Annotated in this window: 29 protein-coding genes and 2 pseudogenes; 4 read left to right on the top strand and 27 right to left on the bottom strand. The window is 64.4% G+C overall.

Features of this window, described 5'->3' with window-relative positions; genetic code table 11:
• Positions 1–115: 115 nt before the first annotated feature.
• The 10 genes and pseudogenes from TSH58p_RS17850 to TSH58p_RS33635 all read right to left on the bottom strand — a co-directional run bounded on the left by TSH58p_RS17850 (position 116) and on the right by TSH58p_RS33635 (position 7,951).
• Positions 116–1,960: a prohead protease/major capsid protein fusion protein gene (locus tag TSH58p_RS17850; RefSeq protein WP_109069225.1), complete on the bottom strand. Its 1,845-nt coding sequence runs from the start codon at positions 1,958–1,960 to the stop codon at positions 116–118.
• The gene (locus TSH58p_RS17845; RefSeq protein WP_109069224.1) at positions 1,944–2,429 is read right to left on the bottom strand and encodes a MerR family transcriptional regulator; all 486 of its coding nucleotides are present in this window, start codon (positions 2,427–2,429) and stop codon (positions 1,944–1,946) included. Before TSH58p_RS17845 ends, TSH58p_RS17850 begins: the two co-directional genes overlap by 17 nt.
• 378 nt (positions 2,430–2,807) lie before the next feature.
• On the bottom strand, positions 2,808–3,488 hold the full coding sequence (locus tag TSH58p_RS17840; RefSeq protein WP_146205844.1) for a hypothetical protein: 681 nt from the start codon (positions 3,486–3,488) through the stop codon (positions 2,808–2,810).
• Positions 3,489–4,074: 586 nt separating this feature from the next.
• A pseudogene (locus TSH58p_RS34695) lies at positions 4,075–4,236 on the bottom strand (helix-turn-helix domain-containing protein); the annotation flags it as partial.
• A 17-nt stretch (positions 4,237–4,253) separates the two neighbouring features.
• Positions 4,254–4,568 carry a hypothetical protein gene (locus TSH58p_RS17830; RefSeq protein WP_109069221.1) on the bottom strand — a complete coding sequence of 105 codons (315 nt, stop codon included), beginning with the start codon at positions 4,566–4,568 and terminating at the stop codon, positions 4,254–4,256.
• Positions 4,561–4,809 (bottom strand): hypothetical protein, encoded by a 249-nt coding sequence (locus TSH58p_RS17825; protein WP_109069220.1) that lies wholly within the window; start codon positions 4,807–4,809, stop codon positions 4,561–4,563. The genes TSH58p_RS17830 and TSH58p_RS17825 overlap by 8 nt, the downstream gene beginning before the upstream one ends.
• Before the next feature lie 307 nt (positions 4,810–5,116).
• Entirely contained in the window at positions 5,117–6,304 is a 1,188-nt protein-coding gene (locus TSH58p_RS17820; RefSeq protein WP_109067694.1) for a site-specific integrase, read from the bottom strand.
• Positions 6,305–6,421: 117 nt separating this feature from the next.
• Positions 6,422–6,634 (bottom strand): hypothetical protein, encoded by a 213-nt coding sequence (locus TSH58p_RS17815; protein WP_109067693.1) that lies wholly within the window; start codon positions 6,632–6,634, stop codon positions 6,422–6,424.
• Positions 6,631–7,152 (bottom strand): hypothetical protein, encoded by a 522-nt coding sequence (locus TSH58p_RS17810; RefSeq protein ID WP_109469125.1) that lies wholly within the window; start codon positions 7,150–7,152, stop codon positions 6,631–6,633. Before TSH58p_RS17810 ends, TSH58p_RS17815 begins: the two co-directional genes overlap by 4 nt.
• Entirely contained in the window at positions 7,145–7,951 is an 807-nt protein-coding gene (locus TSH58p_RS33635; protein WP_204165711.1) for an AlpA family transcriptional regulator, read from the bottom strand. Before TSH58p_RS33635 ends, TSH58p_RS17810 begins: the two co-directional genes overlap by 8 nt.
• 159 nt (positions 7,952–8,110) lie before the next feature.
• On the opposite strand from TSH58p_RS33635, the gene TSH58p_RS17800 reads away from it, so the two are divergent.
• From TSH58p_RS17800 to TSH58p_RS33160, 4 genes are all read left to right on the top strand, one after another.
• Positions 8,111–8,320: a helix-turn-helix domain-containing protein gene (locus TSH58p_RS17800; protein ID WP_109069230.1), complete on the top strand. Its 210-nt coding sequence runs from the start codon at positions 8,111–8,113 to the stop codon at positions 8,318–8,320.
• Positions 8,321–8,348: 28 nt separating this feature from the next.
• Positions 8,349–8,654 (top strand): hypothetical protein, encoded by a 306-nt coding sequence (locus tag TSH58p_RS33170; RefSeq protein ID WP_146205848.1) that lies wholly within the window; start codon positions 8,349–8,351, stop codon positions 8,652–8,654.
• 489 nt (positions 8,655–9,143) lie between these two features.
• A complete protein-coding gene (locus TSH58p_RS33165; protein WP_162600024.1) occupies positions 9,144–9,938 on the top strand; it encodes a HipA family kinase in 795 nt (264 codons plus the stop codon).
• Positions 9,938–10,912, top strand: coding sequence for a hypothetical protein (locus tag TSH58p_RS33160; RefSeq protein ID WP_146205846.1), 975 nt, complete (start codon positions 9,938–9,940; stop codon positions 10,910–10,912). The genes TSH58p_RS33165 and TSH58p_RS33160 overlap by 1 nt, the downstream gene beginning before the upstream one ends.
• A gap of 140 nt (positions 10,913–11,052) precedes the next feature.
• Here the strand turns inward: TSH58p_RS33160 and TSH58p_RS33155 are convergent, their stop codons facing one another.
• The 17 genes and pseudogenes from TSH58p_RS33155 to TSH58p_RS17710 all read right to left on the bottom strand — a co-directional run bounded on the left by TSH58p_RS33155 (position 11,053) and on the right by TSH58p_RS17710 (position 24,758).
• On the bottom strand, positions 11,053–11,637 hold the full coding sequence (locus TSH58p_RS33155; protein ID WP_146205845.1) for a hypothetical protein: 585 nt from the start codon (positions 11,635–11,637) through the stop codon (positions 11,053–11,055).
• A gap of 118 nt (positions 11,638–11,755) precedes the next feature.
• A complete protein-coding gene (locus TSH58p_RS17785; protein ID WP_109469284.1) occupies positions 11,756–12,085 on the bottom strand; it encodes a hypothetical protein in 330 nt (109 codons plus the stop codon).
• A gap of 13 nt (positions 12,086–12,098) precedes the next feature.
• Positions 12,099–12,740 carry a hypothetical protein gene (locus tag TSH58p_RS17780; RefSeq protein ID WP_109069227.1) on the bottom strand — a complete coding sequence of 214 codons (642 nt, stop codon included), beginning with the start codon at positions 12,738–12,740 and terminating at the stop codon, positions 12,099–12,101.
• Positions 12,737–14,896 (bottom strand): phage tail length tape measure family protein, encoded by a 2,160-nt coding sequence (locus TSH58p_RS17775; protein ID WP_109069226.1) that lies wholly within the window; start codon positions 14,894–14,896, stop codon positions 12,737–12,739. Before TSH58p_RS17775 ends, TSH58p_RS17780 begins: the two co-directional genes overlap by 4 nt.
• A 250-nt stretch (positions 14,897–15,146) precedes the next feature.
• Positions 15,147–16,907 (bottom strand): Mu-like prophage major head subunit gpT family protein, encoded by a 1,761-nt coding sequence (locus tag TSH58p_RS17770; protein WP_247895509.1) that lies wholly within the window; start codon positions 16,905–16,907, stop codon positions 15,147–15,149.
• A complete protein-coding gene (locus TSH58p_RS17765; RefSeq protein WP_109069224.1) occupies positions 16,891–17,376 on the bottom strand; it encodes a MerR family transcriptional regulator in 486 nt (161 codons plus the stop codon). Before TSH58p_RS17765 ends, TSH58p_RS17770 begins: the two co-directional genes overlap by 17 nt.
• Positions 17,377–17,754: 378 nt before the next feature.
• Positions 17,755–18,435, bottom strand: a complete 681-nt coding sequence (locus TSH58p_RS17760) for a hypothetical protein (RefSeq protein ID WP_146205844.1) — start codon at positions 18,433–18,435, stop codon at positions 17,755–17,757.
• Between the two features lie 586 nt (positions 18,436–19,021).
• A pseudogene (locus tag TSH58p_RS34690) lies at positions 19,022–19,183 on the bottom strand (helix-turn-helix domain-containing protein); the annotation flags it as partial.
• A gap of 17 nt (positions 19,184–19,200) precedes the next feature.
• Complete coding sequence (locus TSH58p_RS17750; protein ID WP_109069221.1) at positions 19,201–19,515, bottom strand: hypothetical protein; 315 nt, start codon at positions 19,513–19,515, stop codon at positions 19,201–19,203.
• Positions 19,508–19,756 (bottom strand): hypothetical protein, encoded by a 249-nt coding sequence (locus TSH58p_RS17745; RefSeq protein ID WP_109069220.1) that lies wholly within the window; start codon positions 19,754–19,756, stop codon positions 19,508–19,510. Before TSH58p_RS17745 ends, TSH58p_RS17750 begins: the two co-directional genes overlap by 8 nt.
• A gap of 248 nt (positions 19,757–20,004) precedes the next feature.
• Positions 20,005–20,631 carry a phage portal protein gene (locus tag TSH58p_RS17740; protein ID WP_162600043.1) on the bottom strand — a complete coding sequence of 209 codons (627 nt, stop codon included), beginning with the start codon at positions 20,629–20,631 and terminating at the stop codon, positions 20,005–20,007.
• Positions 20,632–20,640: 9 nt separating this feature from the next.
• A complete protein-coding gene (locus TSH58p_RS17735; protein ID WP_109067746.1) occupies positions 20,641–20,880 on the bottom strand; it encodes a hypothetical protein in 240 nt (79 codons plus the stop codon).
• Complete coding sequence (locus TSH58p_RS17730; RefSeq protein ID WP_109067745.1) at positions 20,877–22,928, bottom strand: terminase gpA endonuclease subunit; 2,052 nt, start codon at positions 22,926–22,928, stop codon at positions 20,877–20,879. Before TSH58p_RS17730 ends, TSH58p_RS17735 begins: the two co-directional genes overlap by 4 nt.
• Positions 22,882–23,592, bottom strand: coding sequence for a hypothetical protein (locus TSH58p_RS17725; RefSeq protein WP_109067744.1), 711 nt, complete (start codon positions 23,590–23,592; stop codon positions 22,882–22,884). Before TSH58p_RS17725 ends, TSH58p_RS17730 begins: the two co-directional genes overlap by 47 nt.
• Before the next feature lie 12 nt (positions 23,593–23,604).
• Positions 23,605–23,913 (bottom strand): hypothetical protein, encoded by a 309-nt coding sequence (locus TSH58p_RS17720; protein ID WP_109067743.1) that lies wholly within the window; start codon positions 23,911–23,913, stop codon positions 23,605–23,607.
• On the bottom strand, positions 23,910–24,440 hold the full coding sequence (locus tag TSH58p_RS17715) for a hypothetical protein (protein ID WP_109067742.1): 531 nt from the start codon (positions 24,438–24,440) through the stop codon (positions 23,910–23,912). The genes TSH58p_RS17720 and TSH58p_RS17715 overlap by 4 nt, the downstream gene beginning before the upstream one ends.
• A gap of 3 nt (positions 24,441–24,443) precedes the next feature.
• The gene (locus tag TSH58p_RS17710; RefSeq protein ID WP_109067741.1) at positions 24,444–24,758 is read right to left on the bottom strand and encodes a hypothetical protein; all 315 of its coding nucleotides are present in this window, start codon (positions 24,756–24,758) and stop codon (positions 24,444–24,446) included.
• Positions 24,759–25,782 lie beyond the last annotated feature (1,024 nt).

Here is a 25,782-nt window from a genome sequence, read left to right as displayed (position 1 = left end):
TGCCCAATTGACCCCATGACACCGACCCCAGTCGGTTGCGCGGAGGGATTGGGCTTTCCGTTGTTGGGCTGGCCGTGTCGCCCTCGAGATCGCCGCGCATTCTGTGCAGCGCCCCTTAGCTTGAGGGGGCGCCCGGATTCTTGACCGCGCCGCGGTGGTCGATGGCGCCATAGCCGAAGTCGATCGAGGCCCGGACCTTCACCGCCTGCGTATCGAAGTCGGCTTCGGTGAGGATCTGCGGCCCTTCCGCGTCGCCGACGTAGCCGAACACGATCGAGGGGCAGAGCGACGGGTCGGCGAACAGGTGCCACGCCGTGCCCTCGATGTTCGCATCCACCACCAGCTCCATCAGCCCGGCCCAGGGGTTCACGGCGCTGGACTGGTTCGCGACGATGGCGGCCAGGAGCTGGCGCCCGGCCAGCTCGCCGTCCGGACCGACCACAAGGAAGCGCGGGGCGAGGTTGAGCGGGATATCGTCGAGGCTCTTTTGCTTCCGCAGCAGTGCCACGGCCTTTCCCACGCTTTCGACGTTGATCGCCGCGCCGGCGGCGAGGTTGCCGTGCGCGGCATGGAACAGGGCCTTGCCGTCAGCGAGCGTTGGGTTGCTGTTGAGCAGCCCATAGACCATCCGGTTTTCGTCCGCGGCGGTGCGGACGCCAATCATCATGGCGTAATCACCCAGCGCGCCCAGGTCGTCGTTTACCAGGGTCTGCCGGCTCAAGATGATGCCGCTGGCGTATTCCTTCGCCGACACGGTTTCCCGGTTCTCGCTCATTGTGCCGTACTTCAGCTCGCCAACCTCGGCCATGGGCTTGAGGCTCGGGAAGTCGCCCACACGCAGGAACTTCGCCGGCTTGAAGTCGTTGAAGCCGCGCCGGGCCGCCCACAGCCGATACGTCGGCGCGGCCGCGGCGTACTGCGCCAGGAGCACCTTGTTCGCCGCGCTTTCCAGCAACAGCGGAAAGTCGCTGGTGGTGTGAACCCGCTTCATCATCTCCTTGTGGTTCAGCCGGTTCACGTTCTCGCCGCGCGCGGCCAGCAGCTCGCCGACCATGCCCATGGCCGAGCAGCCCATATATTCCCGCGCCCGGTCGCCCGGCTTGACCAGGCCGGGCGCCAAGCGCGCGGCCAGGGCCTCGGCCATGAACGCCCGCGTCGTCACGGGATCATCGTGGCTGTCGTACATCTGAATGTGCGGGTTGATGTTGCGCTGGTTCGACGGCTGGGCGGCGACGTGATCGACCACCATCTCGTTGAAGCGCTGGATCGTCATGCTCGGGTCCGCCGCCGCGCGCTGAACCATGTCGGGCGGAAGCGCGAGCTGCGGGCAGGTCGCCCGCGACAGGATGTGGTCGAGCAGCTCCGCACGGCTGTCCGTGGCGGGAGCGGGCTGGTGCTGCGGCGCCGGGGTGGTCTGGGTGGTCATGGTGATTCCCTCTACACTTCGGGTGCGCGCCGCAGGATCGGCGCCGATTGCGACGATGGAGATTTCGACGGGCTGCCAGCGCCGCGCGATGAACAGCGGCTCGGCGATGTCGTCGGAGGGGCCAGCGGCCCATTCCTGCACGAAGTAGCCCAGCGAGACTTGGCGGATTGAGCCCTGCTGAACCTGCTGAAACGCCAGCTCGCCCGCGTCGGTCGTATCGAAGGTCAGCATGGCGCGGAGTTCTCCGCCGGACTTCCGCGCGCTGAGAACCGAACCGACAACGGCATCGGTGGACGGCCGATGGTCGCGAAGGACGGACGCGCCGGTAAAGCGGGAGAGATCCACCCCGGCAACGTCGAGGCGTTCCCTCCAGGCACCCCAAGTCGCATCCGGCCGCATGCCCACGCGCCGCACGTCGGCGCCGGAGGAAGCGGTCACCTCTACCTCGCGCCGGTCGGCGTTGAAGGTGGACGGCGCCAGCGACCCGGCCCGCGTGCTGACGGCGCTGGCCGGGTCGTTATTCGGCGTCGTCATCGTCGCTGCCCTCCACCCGCTCGATGCGGGCCAGGACCTTGCGGGCGACATCGCCAACGTTCACCGCCACGACGCTGCGCGGCGACTGCATGCCGGTGAAGATCGTCGCCGGGTTGTCGGTCGTCGTGACGGTCCAGGCCCGTCCGTCGTGTTCGTCCACGTCGCCGGTCAGCACCGCCACCCACATGTCCGGCTGGCCGTTCAGGGCCGCGTCCGCAGCCTCACGGATGTAGATCCCTCCAGCGCCGCGCACGAACTTGTCATGCGCCTCACTGACGTCGAGGCGGTGGTTCGCGGTCAGGTCCTGAAGAACGCCGATCAGAACGACGGAGCTGAAGGTGTACCGCGCCCACCCACCGCCCGGGTTCGGCGGGATGAAGCCGCGACGGCGCCAAACGCGCAAAGTTTCGGAGGAAAGGCCGGTCAGGTCCTCGACCTGTCCGGCGGTGAAAGTCTGGGTCGGGTCCATGTCATCCCCTCAGGTCTGGAGTCCTAATCTGGTTCAGACGTAACGCTTCTCAAAGAACGGGTCAACGAAACTGTTTTTGCTGCTTTCGCTAGGAAACCGCGGCCTTGGAAACTGCCGCGCCGTGGCGCACGGGCTGTTTCACACGCAGAGTCAATGGGTTGTCATCGGCCGGCGGTTTCGAAACCTTGTGGTTTCATTGAACCCAGGGCCGGAAAATCCTCGCGACATGGGGCGGGTGCTGCCCCCGGGTCTTCGCCCTCTCGGAAGGACCCGCACGCTGTCCCGAGCCCTGGATACCCCTTCCGCGCGCCTCCGGTGACCGCTGGCGTGGCTCTGGCTTTCCCCTGCCACTCGGACACCCCTACAGCGCAGAACGCGCTACAGCAGCGCCCCAGGCGGCTCTACGCCATCTCGGCTCCCGCGCGCCTCGATCCGCTGGCACTCCGCGTCCACCGCGCTCCAGTCCCCGGAGGTCAGGGCCTTGCCGAGAATGCCGAACAGCTCGCCCATGCGCTGGCGCTGCTCCAGGCTCACCGGCTCGTCCTCGGCGTCCCGCTGGCGCTGGCGTGGCGGCACGGCCAGGGCCTGCACGCGGTTGACCTTCGTGCGCAGTTCCACCGCCAGCTCGTCCAAGAACTCCGCGACCTTCCCGAACGTCGGGAAGTACGTGTTGAACCGGCGGCCCGCGGCGATCAGCGTGCGTTCCGTGAACGCGAGACGCGGGTAATCGTCGGCCAACAGGCGGGAGTAGGCCGCCAGCTTGGCCCGCGCCTCCTCCACGCCCATCGTCCCGGCAACCAGAACGCCCAGGTCCGCCAGCCAGCGGCGCACGGTGTCCTCGTCCGCCGGCCCCATCCACTCGGCCAGCGCCGGCAACGCCGCTGCGGCCTCCCGCTGCAGGTCAGGCGCCACCGTCTCCGGCAGGGTCCAAGTCGAGGGTTGGGCCGTCCCATCGGGCAGGATCGTTTGGGGCGTCTTGGTGGCGTCGCTCAGCCTCTTCGAGAGCGACGGCGACGAACCCGTTCCTGATGGGGCGGGAAGCTTGGTCACGTTGGGCATGGTCGACTCCTTGCCGGCCCGGCTCATCAAGCCAGCGCTGGCCGTTCAGCCACGTTGCAGGGTGTGCGATGAAGCGCTCCTCCCGCCCCCGCACCTCGTCCGCATAGCGGCGGATGCCGGCCAGGAGGTCGGCGGGCGTGGCGTGCTTCAGGGCGGATCGGTAGGCGCGCAACGCCGCCCCTTTCGCCACCTTGCGTGGGACGGCGGCCCACCACTCGGCGAACGCGGCCTCGATGTCCGGTTCAGGGGGCGGCAGTCGCGCCTCTTCGCCCCCCAGGTCGAGCGATAGAGTCTGATTCTGGATTCTTGGTGGTTCTTTATGATGGATTGGCGGCATCTGGTGCCGGGGGGGTACGGCATCTGGTGCCGGGGGGTGCGGCATCTGGTGCCGGGGAGGGAGGCAGGAGATGCCGGGGGGTACGGCATCTGGTGCCGGGGGTGGTGTGGTCGGAATGTCCAACTCATCAGCGGTCGGCGAACTCGCAACGGCAAGCTCACGGAGGCGGTCGAGGTCGATCCGGTATTCCCTAGGCAGGTGGTTTGCGGGATCTTCCGCAGCCACCATCACCAGCACCCCGCAGTCCTCCAACACACGGTAGGCGTCCCGCACAGCGCGGAGACACAGGCCGGTGTCCCTCGCTACCCGTTTCACACCAGGGAAAACCTTCCCGCCATCATCGGCCGCGAAGTCTGCCAACCGAAGCAGCACGAACTTCGGTGTGCTCTTGAGGTCCGTGTTCCACACCATGGTCATGACACGGACACTCACTCATCCGGCCCGGCGCCGGGCGCGGCGGCCTCCGTGCCCCCTGCCGTTCGGTAAGCGGCCAGCGCCGCCGCGTTGACCGCTGCCCAGGCCGCATGATCGGTTCCCCGCTCCGCTCGCCGGGCAAACGCCTTGCCGAAGACCGCGGGCGGCTGGACGGCCAGCTCTCCGCCCTCGGCTCGGACGAGCGTGCAGCGGTGGAGCCACACGCCCCCCACCAGCACGTCGAGGCACGCGAGGGGCAGGCGCCCCCGCTCGTCCGGTTCCCCATCGAGGAGGGATAGACCGGACACCCGCACCAGAGGGTCACTCATGGCCGGGGTCCTTCTCAGCGCCGGCGCCGTCGGTCCGGCCGGCGGCCTCCCACCCCTTCACCAGCTCATCGAGGCTTTCCCGGCGCGCGGCGATCTTGTTCGTGCCGGGCGGCTTGAAGGTCGGCAGGTTGCCCTTTTCGTGCTGGTAATGGGCCTGCCGCTTCGTGATGCCCAGGTGCTTGGCGATGTTGCCCAAGCCCCAAACGAGGGTGCCCGCCTCAGCGGACGGCTGTGCGTTCATGATACTTCTCCATGGTGAGGGTCGCGTGGGAGGGGCCGGATTTCGGGCGCCCAACCCTGGTCAAAATGCCCCGTTCGAGGGGCTGTCTCTTGTCGCGTCCATGTCGCGTCCATGTCGCGCCGTTGTCGCGTGGGCGCGCCGTAACGCCTTGTATCGCCTTGGTTTTTGGCGAATGGCCTTGTCGCATGTGAAAAAGGCCCTCCGGACGGGTCCAAGAGGGCCTAACTTATTGTTTATAAACGATAATATCAGGGTTGGCCTGGGTGGGCATCGAACACCCGAGTGGGCTTTTACTTCAATGGCTTAGCTAGCCATGTCGCGAATTTGTCGCATCGGTGAGTGCGAGAAGCGCGCCGGCAGCTCGGTCTATTGCTTCGTGACGCCGACTGCCGTTGACGATGGGATGAACGTAGATCTGCAAGGTCATGTCGAACTTGCTATGCCCCAACAGCGCAGCCACCTCGGGTAACGGCAGTCCATGCTCAACCATCCAGCTAGCGGCGAAGTGCCTAAGCGCATGAAAATGCAAGTTTTTCTGCCCTCGAACCCTCAACCCAGCTCGTTCCAACAGACGTGGCCAATACCACTTGTGGAAGTTCTGTTGCCTAACCTGCGTGCCAGTTTCATTCCGGAATATCAAACCACGCTCGTTCTCGACATAGTGTTGCTCAATCCACGAGCGAAGCAAGTCGCGAACACGCACCGGCATAGGAACATCCCTAATTCCAGACTTCGTCTTCGGCGCCTTCAATAAATCGAAATCAGTAAGGCTGTGCCTCACATGAATAATCCTCTTGTTAATGTCGATGTTCTTAACAGTGAGCCCCATGATTTCGCCAAGCCGCAGACCACAGAATGCAGAGATGTTTACAAAACACTCCATCATATCCCTAACCCTGGGGCTACAGCCGCTATAAAGCTTAGATGAAACAGTCAGCAGTGTTTGAACTTGCTCTGGAGTGAAAGTTTCGATTTTACCGCAACCCACAGGAGACAACTCCCTACACGCCTCTGATATCACCTGCCCCTTAACCATCCCTCTCTTTTTTGCAAACTCTTCCATAGCCCGCAGCGTTGACAATCGCGTCTTCACCGATCGGGCAGAGTAATTCCGGCTTTTTATGATGAATGATTTGAACGCCTCGACATCTGAGAATTTAACGTCCGACACCTTCATTTTTCCGAAATACGGCAGGATGCAGACAGTGACGCCCTGCTTATGAACCCTTAGATGATTCAGTCCAATTCGATTATCTTTAACTTTATCCTCAAGATGCTTCAAAAATAGATCAGCCAGATCCTTAACGGTCAGCGATGAATGAGCGGAGAACCCATCCGTTTTCTCCACTTCCATGCGAGTCCGATATGCGTCGGCGTCCTTCTTCTTCTCGAAGGTCTTCCGATGGCGCTTTCCCTTGCCATCGGTGTACTCACACACCCACGCGGTTTTAGTCTCGCCATTGTGCGTCCATTCGCGCTTGCGCACGCTTGCCATGATGGTTCTCCAGATTGGAACGGGCGCAGCGCCGGGGATGCCCAGCGCCGTCGCCGCGGTTCAGGTGTGGTTGGGTGGGTGCGCGGATCGCGCACCCCGTCAGTGTTGCCGGGCCGGTCAGGCGCCCAGGCGTTCAATCAGCAGCGCCAGCGTGCCCGGCAGTTCGGCGGCGTGACCGTGGGTGATTCCCGCCGCAAGCCGGATCGTATCGGCGTCGCCGTTGACCGTGGCGGCGCGCAGCAGCTTGACCATCACGGCCAGCTCGCCCACCACCTTCTCCAGCCCCTCGGCGTAGCCGATGATCTCGGAGCGGTTCCCGTTGAGGCTCATGCGGCGGCCCTCCCCTCGTCAGCGGCCGGGCCGGCGTCGCCGTGCACCAGCCGGCGGAGGTCTTCGATGGCCGACACGACGAGCAGGCAATCGCCCACAAGCGCCTCGCTGGTCTGCTTCCAGACTTCGAGCTTGGCGAGAATGCCGGCGGGAGTGGCGGCAGGGGTGGAGCAGATGACGGACTCAGCCGCATCGACTTCCGCGCTCCAACGGTACGTCTCGTCCCACATGACGCGTTGGATCGGGTCGCGCTGGATCTCGTCGTGGGTCAGGCCAGCTTGCTCCAGCTCGTTCCAATGGGCATCCACCCGCTTGTTGGCGCCTTCGCACTTGGCGTCCACCTCCCGCCAGTGCGCGCACAGGGAGAGGACCGGATCAGGCCCGGCGGCCGGCGCACGACCTTCGAGCGAGGCGATAGCGGCGCCAAAGGGGTCCGCGGCATCGGCCGACACCGGGCCGGCCAGGGCCACCGCCGACGCGCCGGCCAGGATGGAGCGGCGGGATAATGACTCAAGCATTGATCACCTCCTGCCCGGCCAGCCAAGCCGACAGCTCGTTGCGCCGGGCGCCGATCCGCCTCGGGCCGATCTTGATGGTCGGGATGCGGCCCTCTTGGTGGAGGTGGTACGCCTGCCGCTTCGTGATCTTCAGCGCGTTGGCAATCGCCTTCATGCCGTACAGCAGGTCGCCCGGCTCGGTCGCGCGGATGCGGACCTTGCTCCCGGTCAGCACCTTCGGCTTCTCCTCGGCGATCTGGACGGGCTTGGCGGCACCCGCCACCAGCTCCCCCACCACCGCGGCCAGCCGGCCTACCTCGGCAGCAAGGGCAGCCAGAGCGGCCCCCTCGGGCGAGGCGAGCTTGCCCCGCCGGTAAGCCAAGAACACCTCGATGATCTGCCGGCGCACCAGGGCGGCTTGCGGGGTGCGGGACAGGGCGCAGATGACCAGCGCTTGGCCTTCGTTCAGGTAGTAGGCTTTGCCGGGGCGGCCGCCACGATTGGGAGTTTCCGATTGCCGGTCGGAAACCTCGCCAGAGGTTTTCTCCACCGTGGAGAAAACCCCGGTAGCTTCCACCAGCGCCCCATAGGTTTCCAGCTCCGCCCGGTTCCGCTCGATCAGCTTGCGGATGTTGTGTGGCTTATCAAAGCCCAGCCGCTCGGCCAGAACCAAATCGGAAACCCGCGGCTCCCCATCTTGATCGTTCAGCTGGTCGGGGGTCAGGGGCGGCAGGTCGGCGGGCTTGGTAGGCACCAGGGCGCCAGCCGATTTCCGGCGGCCGGTGCCGGGCAAAGGTGTGGTATTGACGGAATCAGCCATGATCCGATCTCCACTCAGGTCGGGTTGTGGTCAGGCCGGGCGGAGTGTTGCCGCACCCCGTTCGGCCGCTTCTCTTGCCCCACAATCACAACACTGTTAACATAACCCGTCAACCAAAATCACAACAGGGTTGTGACGGTGCTACCTGTCCAATGCAAGATGGCCCGCGTCGCCACGGGCCTCGGGGTGAGGGAGTTGGCCGAAGCGGCCAACGTCTCGACGCAAACCATTTCGAGGTTTGAGCGTGGTGAAGAGCTGAAGCCAGCCACCCTCGCAGCAATCCGGGCCGCCCTGGAGACTGCCGGGGTCGAGTTCATCCCGGAGAATGGTGGGGGCGCGGGGGTACGGTTGAGGAAGGGCAGTCTGTAAAACGTCATCCAGCCATTGCGAGGATATAATGCGTTATGCCATAGCCATTGAAATGGATAAAAGCACACTAAAGCTTCAATACACCAAAGTAAAACCGCAAAACGATCCGGAGTCATACACAAATCTGTATACGGATATTAATAAGTTTTTTAAAAATAGGGGATTTACCATAGAACAAAGAACTTTATATTTTAGCGATAACGCAACAAGCTACAACCAGTGCGTAGAACATGTTAAAGAGTTCAGCGCCAATAACCCTTGGTTTAAGCCAAGCATAAGAAGGATATCTATCCTTGAAGTTCCAAAACGGACTGATATTTTGGAAATTATTTGACAGGCGACCACGATAAACCGCTTTGTCGGGCCTCTACTTTTGGAACACGCCCCCGGCGAAAGCCACGCTATCCCATAGCTCGCCCTCAGCAGCCTGCTCAGCGCGCCCAAGGAGGAGGGGCTGCCCCACAGCAGCCCCTCCCCGCAGAACGCACTCACAGGCCGCCGGAGCGCGATTTATCGGGTAGCGGCTGGAGGGGTGTCGGTTGAGGCGACACCCCGGCGCTGAAACATGTGCATACATCAAAGCTGAACACACTCGCTCGGACTGAACCTTGGGCAGAAGCTGAGTTTAGGATGCATTCGAACGACATAGTTCCGCGCTAGACATTCTCCCATACGGGTCACATACTCGCCTCAGTGGAGCATTCGCCGCTCCACTCGCCCTCCCGGTAAGGACCCGGGGGAGTGTTCATCTATTCTGGAAGGGATGCAGCCACCACGAACTGTTTCCAACCCCTCTCGTCCTTCAGCAAATCAATCACAGTAGATGAGACAAATGACTCCAATAGCAAGCGTGCTTCCTGGAGCAACACCGTATAAAGACGGAAATGTCACCGACACTTGGTTGGGGCAGCTGTTCGTCGGGAAAGGCAAACCGCCGGTCCATGCCATACTTAAGGATCTACCACCGAAAGAGTTGGCCAACGAACTTTTTGGCGCAGCTTTGGCCACTGCATTGGGACTACCAGTTCCTCCTTATTTTATTGCAGCGGCCACTTCATCTGTTTTACCAGTGCGCAAAGGACCGTCTCGCGGCAGCTATAAGTTTATGTTTGCTACAGAGCGACAAGGCACGCCACCGCTGAAAAGACATTGGACTGGCACACGTATTCCACAGAGGCTTATTGATGCACTTGCACGCTGGCCAGGAAATGGGACGGCTTTTGCGTTCGACACCTGGGTAGCAAATGTAGACAGAAATCTCGGAAACATATTATTCGGTGGAGGCACTGACATTTGGCTCATTGATCACGGACAATGCTTGACCGGACCTAATTGGGTCGCGAAAAATCTCAACCCAAGTGAATCCTATAAAAATAAACTCGCACTTTGGTTTTGCCCCTACCTGGATAAGCCTCGCACATCCGTGCTCATCGCCGCATGCAGCGCGATGCCCACCCACGTCAAAGCACTCGACCTTACTGCCATTGCGCAGGCAAGTCGCGCCTTAGACCTCTTGACAGAAAGCGATGGAGCTTCAATGATTTCTTTCCTAAGAGATCGAGCGCCTATCGTTCCGCATGTGGGAAGCCGTCAAGCGTCGCCATACGGGTTATTCTGATGTCCGAACTTCGAATTAATATGTTGTCGGAAGACGAAATTCCATTACCCTCTGATTTAACGAGGGCAAAATGGGCGCCTGTCTACCTAGAACCTATAATTGGATCAGGTGAACGCCTCACTGTTGGCATTTTGGTTGCCTCTGAAGATGGATTTGCCGTTGTACGGGCAAGCGGTCTCGATAGGCTTCATTGCTTATATGCAGAAGAAGCCGAAGGGTTACTGTTCCTCATTGATGCGTCCCTGGATGAACTTCAGGAGGATATCTCCAAACGTGGCATCGACGCTCTAACTCATCCAATCAGTACGCTAGCCGGGATAACAGTGGGGCAAGCGTTAGAAGGTGCTGGGGAAAGCTTAGAAGCCATAGCAGAGTCTTGGCTACAAGTCCGCTCGTCACTCTATCGGCCCAAAATTGCCAGCACAGAAATCGCTGAGACAAGCGAAACTGTCTTAGAAGTGGCAAGCAAAAACGACTTAACGATACAAGATCAGCTCCCCGCCAGGGTTGCCCAGGAAGTTGCGGCGATCCGTCCTGGACTTGCCGACTTCTTCCGCTTGGATCTTAGGCCAAGCTTTGATCAAAAATATCGCTCACGGCCACGACAGAAATCTCACACCGTAAATATCGATTTCTCAGGATCACGCATTGTTGCAAATTTTTGCACGCTTAATGCATTAAGGCCGTTCAACGCTGCAAAAAATGTGAAGACGAGGTTGTGGGATCTAAAAGTTGATCGCGACAGATCTCGCAAAATGACTGGAATTTATCTAGATCATGAACTTTTTGTGTTTAGGCCAAGCGAGAGCGATCCCAATTATACGGACAAGCAGCTTGATAACATCGCTGAAGCCTTGCATGAGTTGGAGAAGCAAGCCGATCAAGAAGAAATCAGAATACGCCCTCTGTCGTCCGTAAAGGTAATGGCGCAGCATATTTTGATGGCCGAGCAGACGGAAAATAGAGCTCACTGACCACCTCGGTGATCTTTGCGGGATCGGTGGATTCGTCAAGTGGCGATTCCACCAGAACCGCTCCCTCACACCATCAGCAACTCATCCGGCCTCTCGTCGGTGCTGTAGATGCTCGGGCCGGTTGCCGGCCCGGTCACCCCCTACCCCTTCACCCTCTCCGCCAGGAGCCGGGACTCGTTCGCCTTCCGCCAGCTCTCCACCGCCTCGATATCGAGAAGCCCATCGTCCCGCACCGGCATTCCCCGCTTCACCCAGCGCGTGAGCGTCGGGTTGGACACGCCGATATGCGCGGCATACTGCAGGCGGGTCATGACGCCTTCCAGGCCCGCGGCGGCGATCAGCCGTTGCTGTTGGCTGGCCACCTTGGCTTGCCGGCCGGCCTTGCCCCGGAGATCCGCCACATGCGCCTCCAGCACCTCCACACGGCGCAGGACATCGGCTATAGCGCCGGCCGCGGGATCGGGCTGGCCTTCGGGTGTGGGATCGGGCTGGATCTGGTGCGCGGGCTGGCCGTCCACCTGTGTTGCGGCCTGCAACACACCCCGCGATCCAAGCCGTAACACAGGCTGTGTCACAGGCTGTATGACAGGCTGTGTCACACCCTCCCCCAGCGCGGCGCGCAGCACGTCAGCAAAGCCGGGATCGGCCTTCAGCCGGGCCGCCACGTCTCGGACAAGCCCTTGATGTTCTGGAGATACGCGAACTGAAATGGTCGGGGTCGCCATGGCGGATCACCTGTAACACAGTGCGTAACACACCCTGTGTTACAGGCCGCAACACAGGGCGGTCAAGGTGTGTTACAGGCCCGCCCCAGCCGGGTCCGCGGCAGGCTTCGAAGCGACGTCACTCCAGGGCATCGCTCCAAATGCCGTCAACCACTCGCTGTTCCTCGATGATGTCCCTGACCTTCCGGACGTTCTCCTTCATCCGGTAGACGGACGAAAAGGCGCCACCCCTGTATTTGCCGATGTCCAGAGTATCAACGCCTTGCTCACGAAGAATTTTGCACGCTCTGTCGATTACCCACGTGAGTTCACGTTCACCCTTCTCTTCGGCCTCCTTCAGAGCTGCAATCTTCTCTTCGTACGGCACATCCATCGTCAGAACGGCGTTGATCCGCTCCGTCACCTTGAGACCGGTGCGAGTTGCATCCCTCTCGACGCGCTGGGCCATGCGCCGCGCTTCGCTACGCAGCATGGCGCCGCTCCACCCGCCCGAACCGGGCGGACAGCTCCGCATAGTCGGGATAGGTCCCGATGACGGTTTGCGCGACCCCGGCGGCGGTCGCGGTCGTGAGGGTCATTTGCCCGCCGATGCAGCCCCAGTTCGCGTAGTGGGCCTTGGCCTTCCACTGCGCGAGGCTCAGCTTGACCAGCCGGTCAACGTCCGCTTCCGCGGGCAGCTTCACCGCGGCGGGCGGCGCCGGCATCAGATGCACGGACGGCGCAAGCCAGGTCGTGCACACCGGTTCCCCCGGCTCCCGGACCACGCGGGCCACAGCAAGCCCACCATCCCGGTTCTTGCCGAAGATCGTGAATTCGATCCCGCGCGACGCGATGAAGACCGGCGCGTCATCGAGCGGCAGGCCCTCCAACATGGTCCGCGTGCCTTCGACGGCGTGGATCACGTCATCGTGCACGGCCAGCGCCTGGACGATGGGTTCGCCCACCATCTCGATCCCGCGATAGGTGACCGCGAAACCCCGATTATCGGAAACACGGGCCTTCGTATCGCACAGGCGCAGCGGGTCGCCCTTCAGGTTATAGACGAGCGTGTCCGTCACGCAGATGATCCGGTCGGCGCTGAAGGCGAGGTTGCAACAGCTCATTGAAGGGCCTCCTCGAAGATGGCGGTGACGGCGACATCATCGCCTTCGCCGTCTGTGATGAATGCGTCGGTGCCGGCGTCGGTCATGTCCACACCCAACGCCTTCAGGTCGTTCATCTTCTGGATGATCGCGATTTGCTCAGCGCGGGCCGCGTTGCTCATGCCGAGCATCTGGAATTCGGCGTTCGCCATCTCGACTTGCTGGCGTTGCTCGTCCGCCATCTGGGTGAACCGGAGCTGTCGCTGCGCCAGATCGCGGCCCGCCATATCTTCGGTGATGGAGCGCACCTGTGCGGCGTCTCGCTCAGCGTCCAGCCCGCGTTTGCGGGCCTCCGCCAGTACCTCGTTCGCCAGGGCCGCTTCGCGGGCCGCCGCTGCACCACCCTTGGCCCAGGCGTTCGCCAGCCGCTCGGCGTCGGCGGCTTGATCGCGCATACTGGCCCTGAATTGCGCGGCCTGAACCGCGCGCTGCGCCTCATCGATCTTGCGCAGCCGGACAACGATCGCATCATAGGATTCGGTGGTGCTGCGCGCGGCCTCGACCATCGCTTGCTGCTGAATCGTCGCCTCCCGCACCGCGGCGGAAGACACCCCATGCGCAGCGGCGACCTTCTGGGCACCCTCGGCCTGTGCGGCGGCTGCGCGGTTGGTGGCGTCGACTCCCCGCTGCTGTTCGAGCCGGTATGCCTCCACCGCCTTCGCTGCAATCCGGTTCGCCGTCTCTTGGGCATAGAGGATCGGCATTCCGGAAGTGATTGCGTCATCAAACGCCTTCTTGTAGGCGGTAACCTTCACCTGTTCTTGGGCATAGGCCCGCATGGCGGATTCACCGCCCTTCAGCGCCTTAATCTTGGCGTCGAGGTCATCTTCCTGCACGAACAGCGACGCGGCGGCCTGTCCCTCCGCAAGAGCCAGATCGCGGCTGGTTTTCGCGGCCTCCCGCGCTGCTTCGGCATAGCCCAACAGCGCCTTCTGCGCCTCGGTCGCCCTGCCTTCCAGATCGGCCATACGCGCCTCGGCAACGCGGATCGCCTCCCCCGTCTCCAAGAGGGCGCGCACGTCCTCATCGCGCATCAGCTTCACCGCACCTTGTGCGTTCAGTGCCTGGAGCTTGCCCAGGAAGGCGGTGAGGTCCTTATCTCTGCCGAGCTGTTGCAGGGCGCTCAGCGCTGCCGGCGCGTCCTGCACGCCGGCCATCGTTGCGTTGCGGATCGTGTCCCATGCAGCTTTCTGGTCCTTCGTCCGCTTCTCGGTCAGGGTGGCAAGGTCAGCTTGCAGGGCCAGTTTCGAGAGGGCGCGTAGTTCGCCACCGAGTGCGCGGTATCGGTCGGACAGGTCGTCAACCGACTTCCCTGTCTCGCGCGCCCGCCCCTCGAACACGCCCAGCACGTCGCCGAAGGTGTCGATTTCCTTCGCCGACTTTCCTGTCTCGTCCCCCAGCTTGAACAGAACCCCGGCGGCGACCGATGCCACCGCCACCACCGTTCCGATAGCCACGCCCATAGGACCGAAGGCGGAGGCGACCTGTGGACCTTGCTGCGCCAGGATCGTGAAGGCGCTGGTTCCCATCTGCGCCTGAACCGCCACATCCTGGAGCTGGAGCCCCAAGTTGCCCATGGCACCCTTCATTCGTCCCGCCCCCACGGCGGCGACGGTGGTGGCGGCGCCGGTCTCTTGCAGGCGGCGTGAAAGTTCGGCGTGCCGTTCCTCCGACAGCTTGACTCCGCTAACCTGACCGGCCAGCGCGCGGTTCAACAGTTCTTGGTCATGAGCGAGCTGGCGAGTGCGTTCCGCAGCCGGGTCGAGACGGCGCGTGAGGTCCTCAACGGCCTTCGCCTCCCGCGCGCTGGCGGCGGCGGTCTCGTCGTACTTGAGCCGTGCGGTTTCGAGGATTCTGGCGTGTTGCGTTTCGGTAATCAGCTTCTTCGCCAGCGCCCTGTCCGCCTGCTCCGTCGCGCGGGCCATGCGGTCGGACGCATCGACATAAACCCCGCTGGCACGGGCCAGGGCGCCGAACTCGCGCGTCACCCCGGCAAGGCGTTTCGTGTTGGTCTCCGCCCCCCCACCGACCGAGTCCATGACCTTGGCGACGTCGCCAAGGGCGGCCATCGCCTTCTTGTTGTCGACGGTCAGTTCCGCAATGCGAATGTCGCTCATGGGTCACCTGCGAAGGTGGGTGGCGCCACGGCGCCGGAGGTAGGAGAGGCCTTGCCCAATTGACCCCATGACACCGACCCCAGTCGGTTGCGCGGAGGGATTGGGCTTTCCGTTGTTGGGCTGGCCGTGTCGCCCTCGAGATCGCCGCGCATTCTGTGCAGCGCCCCTTAGCTTGAGGGGGCGCCCGGATTCTTGACCGCGCCGCGGTGGTCGATGGCGCCATAGCCGAAGTCGATCGAGGCCCGGACCTTCACCGCCTGCGTATCGAAGTCGGCTTCGGTGAGGATCTGCGGCCCTTCCGCGTCGCCGACGTAGCCGAACACGATCGAGGGCAGAGCGACGGGTCGGCGAACAGGTGCCACGCCGTGCCCTCGATGTTCGCATCCACCACCAGCTCCATCAGCCCGGCCCAGGGGTTCACGGCGCTGGACTGGTTCGCGACGATGGCGGCCAGGAGCTGGCGCCCGGCCAGCTCGCCGTCCGGACCGACCACAAGGAAGCGCGGGGCGAGGTTGAGCGGGATATCGTCGAGGCTCTTTTGCTTCCGCAGCAGTGCCACGGCCTTTCCCACGCTTTCGACGTTGATCGCCGCGCCGGCGGCGAGGTTGCCGTGCGCGGCATGGAACAGGGCCTTGCCGTCAGCGAGCGTTGGGTTGCTGTTGAGCAGCCCATAGACCATCCGGTTTTCGTCCGCGGCGGTGCGGACGCCAATCATCATGGCGTAATCACCCAGCGCGCCCAGGTCGTCGTTTACCAGGGTCTGCCGGCTCAAGATGATGCCGCTGGCGTATTCCTTCGCCGACACGGTTTCCCGGTTCTCGCTCATTGTGCCGTACTTCAGCTCGCCAACCTCGGCCATGGGCTTGAGGCTCGGGAAGTCGCCCACACGCAGGAACTTCGCCGGCTTGAAGTCGTTGAAGCCGCGCCGGGCCGCCCACAGCCGATACGTCGGCGCGGCCGCGGCGTACTGCGCCAGGAGCACCTTGTTCGCCGCGCTTTCCAGCAACAGCGGAAAGTCGCTGGTGGTGTGAACCCGCTTCATCATCTCCTTGTGGTTCAGCCGGTTCACGTTCTCGCCGCGCGCGGCCAGCAGCTCGCCGACCATGCCCATGGCCGAGCAGCCCATATATTCCCGCGCCCGGTCGCCCGGCTTGACCAGGCCGGGCGCCAAGCGCGCGGCCAGGGCCTCGGCCATGAACGCCCGCGTCGTCACGGGATCATCGTGGCTGTCGTACATCTGAATGTGCGGGTTGATGTTGCGCTGGTTCGACGGCTGGGCGGCGACGTGATCGACCACCATCTCGTTGAAGCGCTGGATCGTCATGCTCGGGTCCGCCGCCGCGCGCTGAACCATGTCGGGCGGAAGCGCGAGCTGCGGGCAGGTCGCCCGCGACAGGATGTGGTCGAGCAGCTCCGCACGGCTGTCCGTGGCGGGAGCGGGCTGGTGCTGCGGCGCCGGGGTGGTCTGGGTGGTCATGGTGATTCCCTCTACACTTCGGGTGCGCGCCGCAGGATCGGCGCCGATTGCGACGATGGAGATTTCGACGGGCTGCCAGCGCCGCGCGATGAACAGCGGCTCGGCGATGTCGTCGGAGGGGCCAGCGGCCCATTCCTGCACGAAGTAGCCCAGCGAGACTTGGCGGATTGAGCCCTGCTGAACCTGCTGAAACGCCAGCTCGCCCGCGTCGGTCGTATCGAAGGTCAGCATGGCGCGGAGTTCTCCGCCGGACTTCCGCGCGCTGAGAACCGAACCGACAACGGCATCGGTGGACGGCCGATGGTCGCGAAGGACGGACGCGCCGGTAAAGCGGGAGAGATCCACCCCGGCAACGTCGAGGCGTTCCCTCCAGGCACCCCAAGTCGCATCCGGCCGCATGCCCACGCGCCGCACGTCGGCGCCGGAGGAAGCGGTCACCTCTACCTCGCGCCGGTCGGCGTTGAAGGTGGACGGCGCCAGCGACCCGGCCCGCGTGCTGACGGCGCTGGCCGGGTCGTTATTCGGCGTCGTCATCGTCGCTGCCCTCCACCCGCTCGATGCGGGCCAGGACCTTGCGGGCGACATCGCCAACGTTCACCGCCACGACGCTGCGCGGCGACTGCATGCCGGTGAAGATCGTCGCCGGGTTGTCGGTCGTCGTGACGGTCCAGGCCCGTCCGTCGTGTTCGTCCACGTCGCCGGTCAGCACCGCCACCCACATGTCCGGCTGGCCGTTCAGGGCCGCGTCCGCAGCCTCACGGATGTAGATCCCTCCAGCGCCGCGCACGAACTTGTCATGCGCCTCACTGACGTCGAGGCGGTGGTTCGCGGTCAGGTCCTGAAGAACGCCGATCAGAACGACGGAGCTGAAGGTGTACCGCGCCCACCCACCGCCCGGGTTCGGCGGGATGAAGCCGCGACGGCGCCAAACGCGCAAAGTTTCGGAGGAAAGGCCGGTCAGGTCCTCGACCTGTCCGGCGGTGAAAGTCTGGGTCGGGTCCATGTCATCCCCTCAGGTCTGGAGTCCTAATCTGGTTCAGACGTAACGCTTCTCAAAGAACGGGTCAACGAAACTGTTTTTGCTGCTTTCGCTAGGAAACCGCGGCCTTGGAAACTGCCGCGCCGTGGCGCACGGGCTGTTTCACACGCAGAGTCAATGGGTTGTCATCGGCCGGCGGTTTCGAAACCTTGTGGTTTCATTGAACCCAGGGCCGGAAAATCCTCGCGACATGGGGCGGGTGCTGCCCCCGGGTCTTCGCCCTCTCGGAAGGACCCGCACGCTGTCCCGAGCCCTGGATACCCCTTCCGCGCGCCTCCGGTGACCGCTGGCGTGGCTCTGGCTTTCCCCTGCCACTCGGACACCCCTACAGCGCAGAACGCGCTACAGCAGCGCCCCAGGCGGCTCTACGCCATCTCGGCTCCCGCGCGCCTCGATCCGCTGGCACTCCGCGTCCACCGCGCTCCAGTCCCCGGAGGTCAGGGCCTTGCCGAGAATGCCGAACAGCTCGCCCATGCGCTGGCGCTGCTCCAGGCTCACCGGCTCGTCCTCGGCGTCCCGCTGGCGCTGGCGTGGCGGCACGGCCAGGGCCTGCACGCGGTTGACCTTCGTGCGCAGTTCCACCGCCAGCTCGTCCAAGAACTCCGCGACCTTCCCGAACGTCGGGAAGTACGTGTTGAACCGGCGGCCCGCGGCGATCAGCGTGCGTTCCGTGAACGCGAGACGCGGGTAATCGTCGGCCAACAGGCGGGAGTAGGCCGCCAGCTTGGCCCGCGCCTCCTCCACGCCCATCGTCCCGGCAACCAGAACGCCCAGGTCCGCCAGCCAGCGGCGCACGGTGTCCTCGTCCGCCGGCCCCATCCACTCGGCCAGCGCCGGCAACGCCGCTGCGGCCTCCCGCTGCAGGTCAGGCGCCACCGTCTCCGGCAGGGTCCAAGTCGAGGGTTGGGCCGTCCCATCGGGCAGGATCGTTTGGGGCGTCTTGGTGGCGTCGCTCAGCCTCTTCGAGAGCGACGGCGACGAACCCGTTCCTGATGGGGCGGGAAGCTTGGTCACGTTGGGCATGGTCGACTCCTTGCCGGCCCGGCTCATCAAGCCAGCGCTGGCCGTTCAGCCACGTTGCAGGGTGTGCGATGAAGCGCTCCTCCCGCCCCCGCACCTCGTCCGCATAGCGGCGGATGCCGGCCAGGAGGTCGGCGGGCGTGGCGTGCTTCAGGGCGGATCGGTAGGCGCGCAACGCCGCCCCTTTCGCCACCTTGCGTGGGACGGCGGCCCACCACTCGGCGAACGCGGCCTCGATGTCCGGTTCAGGGGGCGGCAGTCGCGCCTCTTCGCCCCCCAGGTCGAGCGATAGAGTCTGATTCTGGATTCTTGGTGGTTCTTTATGATGGATTGGCGGCATCTGGTGCCGGGGGGGTACGGCATCTGGTGCCGGGGGGTGCGGCATCTGGTGCCGGGGAGGGAGGCAGGAGATGCCGGGGGGTACGGCATCTGGTGCCGGGGGTGGTGTGGTCGGAATGTCCAACTCATCAGCGGTCGGCGAACTCGCAACGGCAAGCTCACGGAGGCGGTCGAGGTCGATCCGGTATTCCCTAGGCAGGTGGTTTGCGGGATCTTCCGCAGCCACCATCACCAGCACCCCGCAGTCCTCCAACACACGGTAGGCGTCCCGCACAGCGCGGAGACACAGGCCGGTGTCCCTCGCTACCCGTTTCACACCAGGGAAAACCTTCCCGCCATCATCGGCCGCGAAGTCTGCCAACCGAAGCAGCACGAACTTCGGTGTGCTCTTGAGGTCCGTGTTCCACACCATGGTCATGACACGGACACTCACTCATCCGGCCCGGCGCCGGGCGCGGCGGCCTCCGTGCCCCCTGCCGTTCGGTAAGCGGCCAGCGCCGCCGCGTTGACCGCTGCCCAGGCCGCATGATCGGTTCCCCGCTCCGCTCGCCGGGCAAACGCCTTGCCGAAGACCGCGGGCGGCTGGACGGCCAGCTCTCCGCCCTCGGCTCGGACGAGCGTGCAGCGGTGGAGCCACACGCCCCCCACCAGCACGTCGAGGCACGCGAGGGGCAGGCGCCCCCGCTCGTCCGGTTCCCCATCGAGGAGGGATAGACCGGACACCCGCACCAGAGGGTCACTCATGGCCGGGGTCCTTCTCAGCGCCGGCGCCGTCGGTCCGGCCGGCGGCCTCCCACCCCTTCACCAGCTCATCGAGGCTTTCCCGGCGCGCGGCGATCTTGTTCGTGCCGGGCGGCTTGAAGGTCGGCAGGTTGCCCTTTTCGTGCTGGTAATGGGCCTGCCGCTTCGTGATGCCCAGGTGCTTGGCGATGTTGCCCAAGCCCCAAACGAGGGTGCCCGCCTCAGCGGACGGCTGTGCGTTCATGATACTTCTCCATGGTGAGGGTCGCGTGGGAGGGGCCGGATTTCGGGCGCCCAACCCTGGTCAAAATGCCCCGTTCGAGGGGCTGTCTCTTGTCGCGTCCATGTCGCGTCCATGTCGCGCCGTTGTCGCGTGGGCGCGCCGTAACGCCTTGTATCGCCTTGGTTTTTGGCGAATGGCCTTGTCGCATGTGAAAAAGGCCCTCCGGACGGGTCCAAGAGGGCCTAACTTATTGTTTATAAACGATAATATCAGGGTTGGCCTGGGTGGGCATCGAACAGCCAGTAGGCCCGCGGGGTGTCAGTCGGGCTAAATTCCACTCCCTGGAAGATGTAGCCGTTGTCGAGCGCGACAGTCTTCTGCTCGTCCAGTAGATCCGGCTCCATCAGCTCAGCCTGGACGGGAACGAACAGCCCATCACGGTCCTGTCGTGTCCGGCGGCGCGTCAGGGTTTCTCCGCCCTCCACCATCGAGCGGCCGGCCAGCACCTGGAGCGTCACGAAGTTCCCGCCCCGCGTCCCCGCGAGGCATTCGCGCGACCACTGCGCAAAGCCGTCGTTCAGCGCCTTGTCCAGCTTCTCATTGCCAGTGGCTGCGCGCGGCATGATCCCGGTGCCAACGATGTTGGTCACCAGCTTCGACACCGCCGACCGGGCCGGGCCGGCGTTCCGTACCGCTTCGCGCGACAAGCGCCGGAGGAAGGCCCCGCCGCGCAATTCCGAGTTCGGCCCGGTGGCCGGGGCACGCCGACCGTTCGCCCGTGCCGCCGACACCGCTTCGTAGGTCCGGACCGTCAGCTCCAGCGCGGCCCGGGCTTGGACGCGACGCAGCGCGGCCCGCGGCGACACGAAGGCAATCGCGCGGTCGAGCGGGTTCATACGCATGCGTCAGAATCCCCGGCTGAAGCGGGCCACGTTGGCGCATCGCCAACTCGTGCGCTGCTGGCCAGCCACCGCCGCCGCGATCTGGTCGCGCAGAGCGCGCAGTTCCGGCAGAGTGACGCGGCTGAACTCGTTCTCGGACCCGTCCGCGCCACGGACTCGGATAGGACGCGCAAGGGGGTCGGTGGCCAGTTTGAAGATGGCCCGCTCGACTTCATCGAGGTCGGCTTGGGTGAAGCTGCTCATCGGCGTGGCCTCATGTTCGGGGTGCGCCAGGAACTCGGGCGGATCTTCGGAGCGGACGGCGGAGCGACGATCTGCTGGACGCTTTCCACCAGGGGCACGCTGGTCGGCTGTTCGACGTCTGCGCCCTCATCGGTTTCGGCCCCATCCGGCGCGGGCGGCAGCGGCGGCAGCAGGCGGAACTTCAGGATCTCCGCCGCCGCCTCTTGCATCATCTCGGCGTCGAGATAGTGATTGGCGCCCAGCTCGTCCCAGATCGGCTTGCCGCCCACCCACCGGCAGGTCTCCGACACGATCTGCTTGGCATAGACGTCGTCGACGTCCTCCGGCACATGCCAGCCGCCAGCCAGTTCCTTGCGCCGCGTGATCTTCTCGAACACGCGGCTCTTGAACTCATGCGTGTTCAGGCGGTGCAGGATCAGGCCGGCGGACTTCCGCACCCTGCCCCGGCTGTCAACGTCGTTATCCGCGGTGGTGAACCACTTGTTGCCGGTCAGGTACCGCTCGCCCTTGATGGGCCGGGCGAACGAGCGGCTGAACCGCCGGCAGAAATCGTAGACGGCATTTTCCGGCACCACCGCCGGCTTGCCGGGCCGGTAGCCGGAGTCGATCAGCAGCAGGTTGACGCCGGTGTTGCCGGGCAGCGCTGCTCGGACGATCCCTTCCAGGTCGTCCCAGACCTCGGCGCCGTCCGTCTCGCCCGGCAGATAGCCGTAGTCGATCAGCCAGGACTCCCGCCGAGCGCCCCAGCCGCGCATCACCCAATAGACGCCGCGCTTCTGCACGTCGACCGTCAGAACCACCCGCTGGACGCCGTAGGGCACCTGCCCCCGCTTGTAGGGCAGCTTGCAGTCCGTGACCGCCGAGTGCTTCGGGGCGTCGCCTGAGACGGCGTGCAGTTCGCCAAAGCCCGTGTTGACGACGCCCTGCACCTTCCCAGGCTCACCGGACGCCAGGGCGGACAGCCACCGACGAACCAGCTTGGCCCAGGACTTGAACTTGGACATCAGCCCGTTGGACCAGATCGAGAAGCAATCGGTGTCGGGGTCAGGCCCCACCACCGTTCCATCCGGCTCCACCCGCTGCCCCGGCGCGACCGGCATCATGCGATCGCACATCCACTCCTTGTGCGTCTCGGCTATCGGCACCCCGCAGCATCCGCAGATCATCTTGACCGTGCGGGCCGCCTGAGCGGACGTCGCCGTGCCGTCAGCCTTTCCGTCCCAATCCAGCAGCCCAGAGTGCGGGATGAAGTAGTCGCCGCATTCTGGGCAGGGCCACGCCATTTCATGGCGCGAACCTTCCCACCAGAGCTTGATGATCGGGCTGTTGACCTTCTTTAGGTCGGCGATTGCCCAATGCTCCAACCCCGTTTCGGGATGCCGCTCCTTCCAAATGACGCCCGTCTTTGGCGTCGAGATGATCCCGATCTTGCCGTTGGCGTAGGAGCCGATACGCGCCTCACCCTGCTCGACCGGATCGCCCTCGCCGTCGATATCGTCGGCCAGGCGGTCACGTTCGTCGATGAAGACCAACGCGGCTTCCTGACCAGCAAGCTCGGAACCGGAACTCGCCCAACTGAGGATCAGCGGCGCGCCGCTGACCACCTTCAGCGTCTTCTTCTGCTTCTTCCCCCAGAGGGTCTTACCCTTCAGGCTCTTGGAGGAGTTCAGCATCTCGACGATGCGCGGCTCGATGGTGCGCTCGACGAAGGTCTTGGTCGGGCCGTAGTAGATGACCGGCGCCGGCTCATGGTCCAGCTTCTTGCCGATCACCGCCTGGACGGCTCGGGACTTCCCCTCCTGGGCGCCGCAGACGAAGACGATGCGGCGCCACCGCGGGTCCCAAAACGCGCGCACAAACGGGATGAACTGCGGCGTGTGGGCCATGCGGTAAGGGCCGGGCATCCCCTCCTTCTTGGGAAGGACGATGTTCTCCTCGGCCCACTCGTCGGGCTCCATCTCCGGAGGCGGATCGAGAGCCGCCGCCATCCGGTTGAGAAGGTCACTCGCCTTCCGGTTCATCGACGGCCCCACCGTCGTGCAGCTCATCGACGAGCCCGATCGCGGCCTTCCGCAGGTTCGTGCTCAACCGCTCCAGCAGCCGGCGAACCTCAGCCTGGATAAGGGTGTAGGCCTCGGTATCGGTCTTGCCAGCGACCTGACGGGCCAGCAGCCCAGCGAACCCCTCGAACTGGCCGCGGAATTCGGTGATAGCGGCATCCACCGCCACCTCCACTTCCGCCCGCGGAATGTGCTCGCGGTCGTGCTTCGCCAGTTCGCGCTTCTTCAGCTCGACGTCGAGCCGTTCTTTTTCGCGCCGGGACTCGGATACCGTTGAGTTCCGGCCGCCGGCCGAAATGCCTTCCTCCATCGGCAGCACCGCCACGGTCGGCTGCTTTTCGGCCTGACGCGCCGGCGTCTCTCCCGGAGCCTTCGGGATCGGCGGGATTGGTGCTGCTCCCTGCCCGCTCAACCACCGTTGCGCCGCGGTGCCCAGCTTCGACTTCGGCTTCGTCGGGTCCGTGTTGTCCGCCAGCCAGCGCATGGTGGCGGTGAAGGTGACGCCGAGCAGCGGCATCTCCTGCCCGTTGACCAGCTTGGACACGGTGCCCTTCGTCACCGTCACCGGCAGATCATCGTCACCGACGATCCCCAGCGAGTTGAAGCGGTCGATGAACTCCTTCGCGCTGGTCTGGGGCCGTTCGCGGGCCATGGGTGAAACCGATCAGCCCTTCGGGCGCAGCGTTGCGACATTAGCCGGAAGCAAGGCCGCGACATCATCGGGGGTTGCCGCCCGCCCAGCAGCACGTTCAGCGGCGATGGCGTCAGCCACGCTGCGGAAGCCGGCGTGACGCCATGCATGCTCGGCATCGCCGAAGAGGATGAAGCCCTCCACCACCTTCGCCGCATTCATGACGGTGCCCAGGCTCTTGTCCGGCAGGCCGTCCAACTGCAGGGCGGCCTTCAGCGCTTCGCGCCGCAGCTCCTGCATGACGATGGGCGGGAGGGAGGGCATCGGAGGGAAGGCGGTCATTTTGCGCACCCGATCCCAAGCTCGACCCCATCGCGGTGAGTCGTCTTGACCGCCGCCGCCACAGCCAGCGCCGACGAGCGAAGCGGAAAGCGGGCAGCCATAGTGACGTCGACCGCGCCGGGCTTGCGCCGGTATTTCACCACCCACCAGAACCACTCGCGCTCGACCCAGGCTTCGCAGGTCTCGACCGGGATGATGGGCTCCTCCTCACGCTCACCGCTCAGCAGCATGGCCATTTCCTTGGCCGTTCCCATCGCGTCGCTGATGGACCGTGCGAAAGCGCCGCCACCGCTTCCGGTCGGCTCCTGCCACTCCAGGCGAAGCGTGCCCCGCCCGTCCTGAAGGTCGAGGATCTGGCAGGCGAAGATGGTGGGGTGCTGTTCGGCGGTCGGCTCGGCGACGGGCTCGACCGGAACTGGCAGGGCGACGTCATGCACCCAGGCGGCAGCCCGGCGCAGGCCAAGCAGGTTCAGCACCGCCATCACGGGGTGCCCGAAGAAGCTGTGGGTGAATTCGGAGGTGGACATGGTTCAGCCCTCCACCGTCCGCTCGAACCGCACCAAACGCCCGTCCTCGTACACCGCGGTAATCGGACCCCAACCGGCGCGCGGCCCGTTGTCGAACACACCGGCGTACCCGTTCAGGATTCCCAGAATGCCGGTGCGAAACTGTCCGGGGGGCACATGCGGGTGCGGGTGCGCAGCGACTTGGACGGTCGGGTGGTTCGCCATCGCTTCGTTGCAGGCGACGCGAATGCCCATCAGTTCCTGCACCGCGTAACGGTCATGGTCGAGCAGGCCGTTCAAGAAGCCGATGAGGTCGTCGGTGTCGGGACGGATCGTCATGCGAATGGTCTCCATCGGGTCCGGCGCAGCCACGCCCCGGACGCGGTCAGGGGGTCACGCAAAGGCGACCGCCGGACCCGATGAAGATCGGGAAACCGTTCGGTCGCGTCCTTCCCGGTGGCTGCCGGGAAACTCGCCGCCCGTGGCTGCAGACGGGTGGAAACTGGAAGGGCTGGAAACTCTGGCGGTGTGGGCTCAGTGGCGGATTAGTCACTGTTGCCAAATGGCTACACGCCGTTCTTCACGCGGCTCTGGGTTCCGAAACACGGCGGTTTCATTGAAACCAGGGCCGGAAAATCCTCGCGACATGGGGCCGGTGCTGCCCCCGGGTCTTTTGCCCCTGGAAGGACCCGGACACGTCTAGCGCTTTCGAGGCACTCCACGGCGCCCCTCCGCGCTACCTCACCCACCAGCGCCATCGCACGCGCTCCATCCTCCCCAAACAGCCCCGTCAGCACCCCGATGCAGCGCTGCAGCTCTCCACCGGCACTCCAGCGGAGCGCAGGACGAGCGAAGGCATCCACGGCGGAGAGGCGCATGGGCGATGATCCTGCGGAGACGGTAGGGCGGACGAGCTGGGCACCAGGGCCAACAGCGAGGGGGTTACGTCGCCGACCTGGGCGAGCGGTTACCAGAACGACAAAACCCGCCACGGACGAACCGGGCGGGCGGACGATGGGCAGGTGCTGTGACCAGTGACGAACAGCGACGAGGGTGCTTCAGGATCTGTCCAGGCACCCTTCCCCAAGGGTTCCAAATTCGTGCCGATGTCGTCGCTGCAGGTCAAGCGAAATCGCCAGCGCTGGGGGTCTCCCACGCGCACGTATGGGCACGCGCACGCGCGCAACCACCACCACCAAATAGATTCTCTTCTCTTCTCTTGGAGCCGTTTTCCCATGGGACAACCGTGTGACGTCCCATGGGACAATGGGCTTTGTCCTATGGGACATTCGCACTTGTCCTATGGGACATCGGGCATTGTCCCATGGGACACAACCACGCCGCGACAATAAACAATCCACAT

This window comes from Azospirillum sp. TSH58 (assembly GCF_003119115.1).
Classification (GTDB): Bacteria; Pseudomonadota; Alphaproteobacteria; order Azospirillales; family Azospirillaceae; genus Azospirillum.
This window is presented reverse-complemented; position numbering and strand designations above follow the sequence as displayed.